Below are 9,227 nucleotides of genomic sequence, written 5' to 3' on the forward strand. Positions count from 1 at the left end.
CTGATGGACGGCGGCACCGGGCTCGTGCATACGGCTCCTGGGCACGGCGAGGACGATTATTTCGTAGGGCTTAAATACGGTATCGAGGTACTGATGCCTGTGGATGAGGGCGGCTGTTTCGATCAAACTCTTAAAACCAAAAAACTCTTCCGCGCAGACGTCGTAGATGAGTTCGTGGGGATGCATATTTTCAAAGCAAACGAGAAAATTTTAGAGCTTCTAGGCCCCGCGCTTATCAAGTCCGGTAAATTCGTCCACTCCTATCCGCACTGCTGGCGCACGCACAAGCCGGTGATCTACCGCGCGACGAAGCAGTGGTTTATCGCGATGGACGAGCCTAAACTCAGCGGCAAGACGCTGCGCCAAGTAGCCCTTGAGGAGATCGAAAAGGTTAAATTTTACCCGCAAAGCGGCATCAACCGCTTAAGCTCGATGATAGAGAACCGCCCCGATTGGTGTATCTCACGCCAAAGGGATTGGGGCGTGCCGATCGCGTTTTTCCGCGACAAAAGCACCAAAGAGCCGATCTTTGATGAGAAAATTTTAAATAATATCTACGAAATTTTTAAGGCCAAAGGCGCGGATGCTTGGTGGCAGATGGAAATTTCGGAGCTCTTGCCGCAGGACAGCGGCTATAAGGCTGAAAATTTAGAAAAGGTGATGGATATCTTAGACGTTTGGTTCGATAGCGGCTCTACGTGGAAAGCGGTGCTGCAAAGCGGCGCCTACGATGCAGGCAAATTCCCCGCGGATATGTATCTTGAGGGCAGCGACCAACACCGCGGCTGGTTTCAAAGCTCTCTGCTTCTAAGCTGCGCGATCAACGAATGCGCGCCGTACAAGAGCATCCTCACGCACGGATTTACCGTCGATGAGAAGGGTCAGAAGATGAGTAAATCAGTCGGAAACGTCGTCTATCCGCAAGAGGTCGCAAAGAGCCACGGCGTTGAAATTTTACGCCTGTGGGTCGCGATGAGCGACTACTCGACCGATCTAAAGATCAGCGACAATATCTTAAAGCAGGTAAGCGAACAGTACCGCAAGATCCGAAATACTATAAGATTTCTGCTCGCAAGCACGAGCGATTTAAATGAGATCGAGACGAGCAATTTTACGCGGCTTGACCGCTGGATCCTAACGCGCGCTACAAACGCCTTTGCGGGCGCGGAAGCGGCGTTTAGAAACTACGATTTTTCAAAGGGCTTCAACGCCTTGCTAAATTTCTTAAGCGCCGATCTGAGCGGAATTTATCTTGATATCTGCAAAGACAGGCTCTACTGCGACGCACCCGACGAGCCGCGCCGTAGAAGCGCGCAAAGCGCGATCGCTCTGATCACGCGAGCGCTGCTGCCTCTGATCGCGCCTACGCTAACCTACACGATCGACGAAGTGATGGAATTTGCGCCGCAAATCATTAAAGAGGGCAAAGAAGACGTTTTCGATCTGACATATAAGCCGATAGAATTTGACGATTTTCTAGAATTCGACGAAATTTTAATCAAATCGAGAGAGAAATTTTTCGAGCTCATCGACGCGCTGAAAAAGGACAAGATCATCAAATCGACGCTTGAGCTGGTTTTAGAAACGAGCTCGAACGAAATTTTATCAAACGACATCCTAGGCGTGGCGGATTGGTTCATGGTAAGCGACGTGGATACCCTGCAAAGCGAGGAGGCTCTAGCGGAGTTTAAGATAAACGACGAAATTTTCCGCCTCGTAAAATCATCAAAACACAAATGCCCGAGATGCTGGAAATTTAACGCAAAAGAGCCTGATGAGCTCTGCCCGCGCTGCGCGAAGGTCATGCATGCTCGCTAGCCCCATAAGTCTTGGCTTCGTATTTTTTACGATCGCGCTGATCTGCGTAGCGACGGGCGTGGGGATCTATTTCGTGAATAAATTTAAGGATGGCAGATGATAAGTTTGAAAGAGGCTCTAAAGCTGAGCGGGGATGAAATTTCGGCGCTTAGAGCGGAGCTAAAGGATAAAATTTTAAAAACCAAAGAGCTCGGCGCCTACGTCGAGCAGCTTACGGGCGAGGCCCTAAACATCAGCGGCGAGGGCGTGCCGATCGCGATCAAAGATAACATTCAGGTAAAAGATTGGAGCGTCACTTCGGCGAGTAAAATTTTGCAAGGCTACGTTGCGCCATACGACGCGACGGTAATTAAAAAGCTACGCGAGCGCGGTTTGGCGCCGTTTGGGCGAACGAATATGGATGAGTTTGCGATGGGAAGCACGACTGAGAGCTCATTCTACGGCAAAACTCTCAATCCGACCGATCACTCGCGCGTACCTGGCGGCAGTAGCGGCGGAAGCGCGGCTGCCGTAGCGGCAAATATCGCCATAGCCGCACTCGGAAGCGATACGGGCGGCTCTATCCGCCAGCCGGCGGCATTTTGCGGCTGCGTAGGCTTTAAGCCGAGCTACGGCAGGGTCAGCCGCTACGGGCTCGCGGCGTATTCTAGCAGCCTCGATCAGATAGGACCGATTACGCGCAGCGTCGAGGACGCGGCGATTTTATACGACATCATCGCAGGCCGCGACGAGATGGACAGCACGAGCTACGCAGGCACTTACGAAAGCACCGCGGATAAGCTAAACGCGGATCGCAAGCTTAAGATCGCCGTTATAAAAAATTATATCGACGAGGCCTCGCAGCAGGTCAAAGAGGCTTTAAATTTAACTATAGAAAAGCTAAAATCCTTCGGGCATGAGATCGTTTATCGCGATCTTTGCAGCTCCAAATACGACATCGCGACCTACTACATCATCGCAACCGCCGAGGCTAGCGCAAATTTAAGCCGCTACGACGGCGTGCGCTACGGAAACCGCGCGAAGGCTCTAAATTTAAAAGAGCTCTACGCCAACACTCGCGGCGAAGGCTTCGGCGACGAGGTCAAAAGAAGAATGCTTCTAGGCACCTTCGTGCTAAGCAGCGGCTATTACGACGCGTATTACATCAAGGCACAGAAGGCAAGAGCCTTCATCAAAAGCGAATATGAGGAAATTTTAAAAGACGCCGATTTGATTTTTATGCCGATCGCGCCGGGCGTAGCGTATAAATTCGGCGAGCTTAGCGATCCGCTTCGCGCATATCTTAGCGACATCTACACGATCGGCGTAAATTTAGCGGGGCTTCCCGCGATCTCCGTGCCGGTAGCAAAAAACAAAGAGGCTCTTAATATTAGCGCGCAGCTCATCGGGCGCGCTTACGACGAACAAACGGTGCTGGACGGCGGCTTGAGTTTAGAAAAAATCGTGAAAGGATAAGTATGAAGATCGTCAAAAAGGCTCTGACCTTCGAGGATGTTTTGTTGGTACCGCAATACTCTGAAATTTTACCCAAAGAGGTCGATATCAGCACGAGTTTTACGAAAAATATCACGCTAAATACCCCTCTCGTGAGTGCTGCGATGGATACGGTCACCGAGTACCGCACCGCGATAATGATGGCGCGCCTCGGCGGCATCGGCGTGATCCATAAAAATATGGACGAGGGCTCCCAAGCCAAGATGGTTCGCCGTGTAAAAAAGAGCGAAAGCGGCGTCATAATCGATCCTATCTCGATCAAGGCGGATGCCACGATCAAAGACGCTCTCGATCTGATGAGCGAGTACCATATTAGCGGCATTCCCGTTATCGACGACAACGGCGTGCTGATCGGAATTTTAACTAATCGCGACCTGCGCTTTGAAACCGACACCGCCGCGCTTGTGGGCGAGAAGATGACCAAAGCTCCGCTAATTACCGCTCCGAAGGGCTGCACGCTTGATGATGCGGAGAAAATTTTTAGAAACAATAAGGTAGAAAAGCTTCCGATAATCGACGCAAACGGCCACTTAGAGGGGCTTATTACGATTAAAGACCTTAAAAAGCGCATTGAATATCCAAGCGCCAATAAAGACAAATTCGGCCGCCTTCGCGTCGCCGCAGCGATTGGCGTAGGCCATCTGCAAAGAGCCGAAGCTCTCGTCAAAGCGGGCGTAGATGCGCTTGTGATGGACTCCGCGCACGGACACTCCAAAGGCATTATCGACACGCTTAAGGAGCTAAAGCGAAATTTTGACGTGGACGTAGTGGTCGGAAACGTCGCAAACCCCGCCAGCATAAAAGATATCGCAAACGCGGGAGCAGACGCGATTAAAGTAGGCATCGGCCCGGGCTCGATCTGCACTACGCGTATCGTAGCGGGCGTGGGCGTGCCGCAATTTACCGCGATCAACGATTGCGCGATCGAGGCGGCTAAATTTGGAATTCCGATCATCGCAGACGGCGGCATCAAATACTCGGGCGACATCGCTAAAGCCCTAGCTGCGGGCGCAAGCTCGGTGATGATGGGAAGCCTGCTTGCGGGCTGCTACGAAACCCCGGGCGAGCTCATTACGTTTCAGGGCCGCCAGTACAAAACCTACCGCGGTATGGGCTCTTTGGCGGCGATGCAGAAGGGAAGCTCGGATCGCTACTTTCAAGACGGCACCGCAAAAGAAAAGCTCGTACCCGAGGGGGTCGAGGGGCGCGTACCTTACGCAGGCATGCTAAAAGACGTGATCTTTCAGCTACTAGGCGGCTTGCGAAGCTCGATGGGATACTGCGGCAGCAAGGATATCGCGACCTTTCAGCAAAAGGCGGAATTCGTCGAGATCACGAGCGCAGGTCTTAAAGAAAGCCACGTCCACGACGTCATCATTACGCAGGAAGCGCCGAATTACCGAGTAAATCAGTGATCCTTCAAAGCAAAATTCAAAATTTCGACGAGCCGCTCTATCTGGAGAGCGGCCGCGTCTTTTCCAACTTCAAGCTCGCCTATGAAACCTACGGCGAGCTAAACCCGGACAAATCAAACGTCATCGTCATCTGCCACGCCTTAACCGGCTCCGCGCACGCCGCGGGACTTTACGAAGGCGACGTTAAACCGGGCTGGTGGGACGGGCTCATCGGCGATCATAAAGCGGTCGATACTACGAAATTTTTCGTCATCTGCATAAATATCCTAGCTTCGCCGTTTGGCTCGACATGCCCGCTCGATGTTGATGAAAGCAGCGGCCGCGAGTACCGCTTACGCTTTCCGGTAGTGGTCGTCTCGGACGTCGTGCGCGCGCAGATGATGCTTTTAAAGCGCCTAGGCATCGCTCGCGCCCGCGCCGTTATCGGCGGCAGCTTGGGCGGCATGCAGGCGCTGTGCTATGCGATCGAATATCCGGAATTTGCGGATGAAATTTTCGTACTCGCAAGCACCTACGCCACGCAGCCTTGGGCGATCGCGTTTAATAAGATCGCGACCGAGGCCATCTTGCGCGATCCAAATTTTAAAAACGGCAACTACGATAAAAATCTAATCGCCGAGCGCGGGCTTGACGGCATGGCGGTGGGGCGCATGGCGGGGCATATCAGCTTTTTAAGCCCAAGCTCGATGCAGGATAAATTCGGGCGCAACTACGTCGAAACCGACGGTCTTTACGAAATTAACGGGCGCTTTCAAGTTGATCGCTACCTTGAATACAACGGCGAAAATTTCGCGCGCAGGTTCGATCCGCTGTGCTATCTCTATATCGCCAAGATGATGAATATATTTGATTGCACGCGCCACTACGGCAATCTCAAAAACGCCTGCGCGCAGATCAGATCGCGCCTGCACCTCATCTCTTTCAAAGGCGACGTGCTCTTTCCGCCGGGGCTAATGAAAGAAATTTACGATGCGATGAGCGATCTGGGCAAAAAGGATCGCGCGAGCTACGCGCAGATCGATAGCGACTACGGACACGACGCGTTTTTGGTCGAGATAGAAAAATTTGATTACATCATAAAAAGGATTTTGGATGAGTTTTGAGGAAAAAATGGAGAAGATTAACGCGCTTTTAAAAAGCCTAAACGACAAGGATCTAAGCCTAGAGGGAAGCGTGAAGCTGTATAAACAGGGCGTGGCGCTGCTAAAGGAGGCGAAGGAAATTTTAGAAAACGCCAAACTCGAGGTTGCCGAAATAAGCGCACCCGAGCAGGCTTAGGAGACGACGATGATAAACGTATGCGTTTTACAACTACCGACGCTTTCGATGAGCGAAAATCGGATCGATTACTATATGAAGGTTGCCAAAGACAACGGCGCGCGGATCGTGCTGCTGGGCGAATATGAGCTAAATTCCTTCTTTAGCGAGCTTAAAAAGATGCCCCGCTCTATCGCCTGCGAACAGAGCGAGCACAAGCAGGAGCTGATGGCGCGGCTGGCCGCCAAATACGACCTGCATATCGTAGCGCCGATAATCAGAGCCGCTAGCGGCGCGATTTTGAGGCAAGCGGGTATTTTCAGCGGCGCGGCTCAAAAAAGCGCGAACTGCGGCAGCGAAAATTCTTTAAGCCTTAAAGGCGAGCAAGGTCGCAAGGGCGAGCTAAATTCCAAGAGCGATTTAAATTCCAACGATGGTTCAAATTCTAAAGGCGCTTTAAATTCCAATAGCGAGCAGAGTTCCAAAGGCGGCTTAAATTCCGAAGGCGCTTTAAATTCCTGCGGCGCGCACGCTTTAAATTTAAAAGCCGCAAATTCCGCAGACGGTTTAAATTTAAGCGCTTCGATCCCGAGTAACTCGAACGCTTCAAATTTAAAAGCCGAAAGCCAAAAAGACGCGGGTGAAGATGAGATCTTTTGCGCGAGCGAAAACGAGCCTATCTGGGTGAAATCCTGCGCGAAATTTTCGCCCTCGGAGGTGAAATTTTACGATCAAAATATCCTGATGGACTATCCGCACTGGGACGAGGAGGGTTTTTTCGCCAACCGCAAAAGCCGCAAAATCGGTAAAATTTCGCCGATGATCTTTAGCGAAGGCGGCGTAAAATTCGGCATGTGTTTCGGCTACGAGGCGCATTTTGACGTATTTTGGCGCTATTTTATGCAGAAAAACGTCGGCTGCGTACTCGTACCGTGCGCCTCGACCTTCGAAAGCGGCGGGCGCTGGCGCGAGCTTTTGAAGATGCGCGCGTTTACGAACTCGCTCTACGTCATCCGCGCCAACCGCATCGGTGAGGCGAAATTCGGCGATAGCGAGTTTAAATTTTACGGCGAGAGCTTCGTCGTAACCCCCGGCGGCGAGATCGCAAACGAGCTGAAAAACGAAGAGGGCGTGCTGATGTGCGAAGTGGACGCAGACGAGATCGCTGCGGCGCGCGGGCTGTGGAAATTCCGCAAAAATTTAGTCAGCAGGGGGCTTTTATGAACTACTTTCACAGACAGATCCAGCTTTGGGGCGAGCAGACGCAGCGCGCGCTTGCGGACAAGCGCATCCTGATCATCGGCGCGGGCGGGCTTGGAAGCAGCCTTTCTTACGCTCTGGGCGCAAGCGGTATCGGGCGGATCAGCGTCGTAGATTTCGACACGGTGGCGCTTCACAACATCCACAGGCAAATTTTATTTACGCTCGAAGACGAGGGTAAATTTAAAGCGGACGTTTTTAAAAGTCGCACGGAAAGCCGCTACGACGGCGTGAGCGTAGAGGTGCATAAGAGTCGCGCGGAGGAATTTTTCGCTAGCGCGACCGCCTCGGGCGAGAAATTTGATCTCATTTTGGATGCGACCGATAATCTCGCCACGCGTGCGCAGATCGATGCATTTGCTAAGCAAATAGGCGTGCCGTGGGTGTTCGCGTCGGTAGACAGCTGGCAGTGCCAAGTCTGCTTCGTGCAGAATGCGGATTTTAAATTTTTCCCGAGCCTAAACGCGACGCCTGCGGGCATAACGGCTGCGATCGTGATGTTTGCGGCAAGCTTTGAGGCAAACCTCGCTCTGCGTTATCTGGCGGGGCTTGAGGTCGAAAAAGACCTGCTTTACTATGCGAACTTTTTTGGCGGCGAGCTGGAAGTTAAGAAGATAAAATTGTAGCCTGGGCTCGGGCTAGTTTAAATTTAAGCCCGAGCTTGTGGGTTGACTTTATATCAAAAAGCTAACTTTGAGTATGTTGATTTAACTCTTCTTCTGTCATTTCATTCTCCTTAATATCTAGTTTTCATAAGATTCTTTTATTGCATTTTTTATCTCATCGGATGAGATCTCATCTATATATTTATCTAGCTTTTTTAAATTATCTTTATACGGCCGATCAAGCTTACGACCGTCTTTATCTCTGGTATACATATGGATGGATACCGCTTCCATTTCATTTAACTCGCTTGCAAATTTCGTATATTCATAAACATCTTTAAATGTAGAATTTCTATCTTTGCAATATTTGCGATATACCGTCGTTATAAGCGAAATTTCACTTTTAGGTATATAATAAGTTGCATCGTAGTTTATTTTATAATAACTATCCAAACTATATATATATATATATAGTTTCTATGACAATCATCATATTTTCGTTTTAGAAATTCCGGACTCGGTTGTCCACCTACGTTATACTGCATAAGCAGCTTTAAAATCGGTTCGTAATTTGGAGTGCCCGGAAATGTATCATATAACGAAAAATCATATTCGGTAATATCAAATCCATCCGTCGGTTCCGCTTTATCATTTAATATTCCCTCAGGCACGACCTTCTTGATATCGTTTCCGTACCTTAGACCCACCGTAGAGTTTTGAAATTTCCAAATATATGGCTTGTAGCCGCTTTCTAATGCCATCTTTGCTATCTCATACATATTCGTATTCGTAAGATATGAAAAGAAATAATTCGGCTCTCCTATACTAATCATAGGGTAGTCGGTATCATAAATCAACGTAAAATTTCCGTCATCACTTATTTGTAGGGATTTTATATGGTTATAATTCGGCGGAAGCAGTCTGTTTCTAACGACTTCCGCCTCTTCAAATTTAACCCCGTTGTCTAAAAGCAGTCTTACCGCTTTAGTAGCATTATTTTCTATAGCATAAGCCATAGCGGATAGTTTGTATTTGTCTTTTTTATGTATATCCGCACCTAGCTTTATAAGCTCTTGGGTAGTATTCGTATCATTCCAAAAGCTAGAATACATCACGGGCGTTACCCCTCCGTGCATAATATGATCGACGGATAGATTGTTATCTTTCATAAATTTTAAAATTTTATCAGTTTGCTTGCTTTTTAAAAGCCTTTTTAGCTCTACGTCTATGGCGGGTTCTTTAAATACGTTTTTCGGGTTTGAATTGTAATCTATATCCCAGTAGCGAAATGCGAAGCTATCGACCTCTTCTTGGGTTACGTATTTGCTAAGACCCGGCACTTTGGAAACATTAGTATCTGAAGTAACGGTGAAATGGG

The 9,227-nt window shown here is 49.5% G+C and carries 9 protein-coding genes; 7 read left to right on the forward strand and 2 right to left on the reverse strand.

What is annotated here, in order from left to right:
• The 7 genes from Q0277_RS04970 to Q0277_RS05000 form a co-directional block, all read left to right on the forward strand.
• Window positions 1–1,818: class I tRNA ligase family protein (locus tag Q0277_RS04970; RefSeq protein WP_297996165.1), on the forward strand; the 1,818-nt coding region annotated here is incomplete at its 5' end.
• 96 nt (window positions 1,819–1,914) lie between these two features.
• A complete protein-coding gene (gene gatA, locus Q0277_RS04975; RefSeq protein WP_297996166.1) occupies window positions 1,915–3,273 on the forward strand; it encodes an Asp-tRNA(Asn)/Glu-tRNA(Gln) amidotransferase subunit GatA in 1,359 nt (452 codons plus the stop codon).
• Between the two features lie 2 nt (window positions 3,274–3,275).
• Window positions 3,276–4,727 carry an IMP dehydrogenase gene (gene guaB, locus Q0277_RS04980; protein ID WP_297996168.1) on the forward strand — a complete coding sequence of 484 codons (1,452 nt, stop codon included), beginning with the start codon at window positions 3,276–3,278 and terminating at the stop codon, window positions 4,725–4,727.
• Entirely contained in the window at window positions 4,724–5,830 is a 1,107-nt protein-coding gene (locus Q0277_RS04985) for a homoserine O-acetyltransferase (protein ID WP_297996170.1), read from the forward strand. The genes guaB and Q0277_RS04985 overlap by 4 nt, the downstream gene beginning before the upstream one ends.
• Window positions 5,820–6,005, forward strand: a complete 186-nt coding sequence (xseB, locus tag Q0277_RS04990; RefSeq protein ID WP_297996172.1) for an exodeoxyribonuclease VII small subunit — start codon at window positions 5,820–5,822, stop codon at window positions 6,003–6,005. The genes Q0277_RS04985 and xseB overlap by 11 nt, the downstream gene beginning before the upstream one ends.
• A 9-nt stretch (window positions 6,006–6,014) precedes the next feature.
• Window positions 6,015–7,208: a carbon-nitrogen hydrolase family protein gene (locus Q0277_RS04995; protein WP_297996174.1), complete on the forward strand. Its 1,194-nt coding sequence runs from the start codon at window positions 6,015–6,017 to the stop codon at window positions 7,206–7,208.
• Window positions 7,205–7,870, forward strand: coding sequence for a ThiF family adenylyltransferase (locus tag Q0277_RS05000; RefSeq protein ID WP_297996176.1), 666 nt, complete (start codon window positions 7,205–7,207; stop codon window positions 7,868–7,870). Before Q0277_RS04995 ends, Q0277_RS05000 begins: the two co-directional genes overlap by 4 nt.
• A gap of 117 nt (window positions 7,871–7,987) precedes the next feature.
• Here Q0277_RS05000 and Q0277_RS05005 read toward each other — a convergent pair whose 3' ends face one another.
• The gene (locus Q0277_RS05005; RefSeq protein ID WP_297996177.1) at window positions 7,988–8,302 is read right to left on the reverse strand and encodes a hypothetical protein; all 315 of its coding nucleotides are present in this window, start codon (window positions 8,300–8,302) and stop codon (window positions 7,988–7,990) included.
• Window positions 8,281–9,227: ankyrin repeat domain-containing protein (locus tag Q0277_RS05010; RefSeq protein ID WP_297996178.1), on the reverse strand; the 947-nt coding region annotated here is incomplete at its 5' end. The genes Q0277_RS05010 and Q0277_RS05005, both read right to left, overlap by 22 nt.

This window comes from uncultured Campylobacter sp., from assembly GCF_938030815.1.
Lineage (GTDB): Bacteria > Campylobacterota > Campylobacteria > Campylobacterales > Campylobacteraceae > Campylobacter_B.

Bases quoted from the DNA above. Each gene is read 5' to 3' on its own strand.
- Q0277_RS04995 (WP_297996174.1), top strand. From the start codon at position 6,015: ATGATAAACGTATGCGTTTTACAACTACCGACGCTTTCGATGAGCGAA.
- xseB (WP_297996172.1), top strand. From the start codon at position 5,820: ATGAGTTTTGAGGAAAAAATGGAGAAGATTAACGCGCTTTTAAAAAGC.
- guaB (WP_297996168.1), top strand. From the start codon at position 3,276: ATGAAGATCGTCAAAAAGGCTCTGACCTTCGAGGATGTTTTGTTGGTA.
- Q0277_RS05000 (WP_297996176.1), top strand. From the start codon at position 7,205: ATGAACTACTTTCACAGACAGATCCAGCTTTGGGGCGAGCAGACGCAG.
- gatA (WP_297996166.1), top strand. From the start codon at position 1,915: ATGATAAGTTTGAAAGAGGCTCTAAAGCTGAGCGGGGATGAAATTTCG.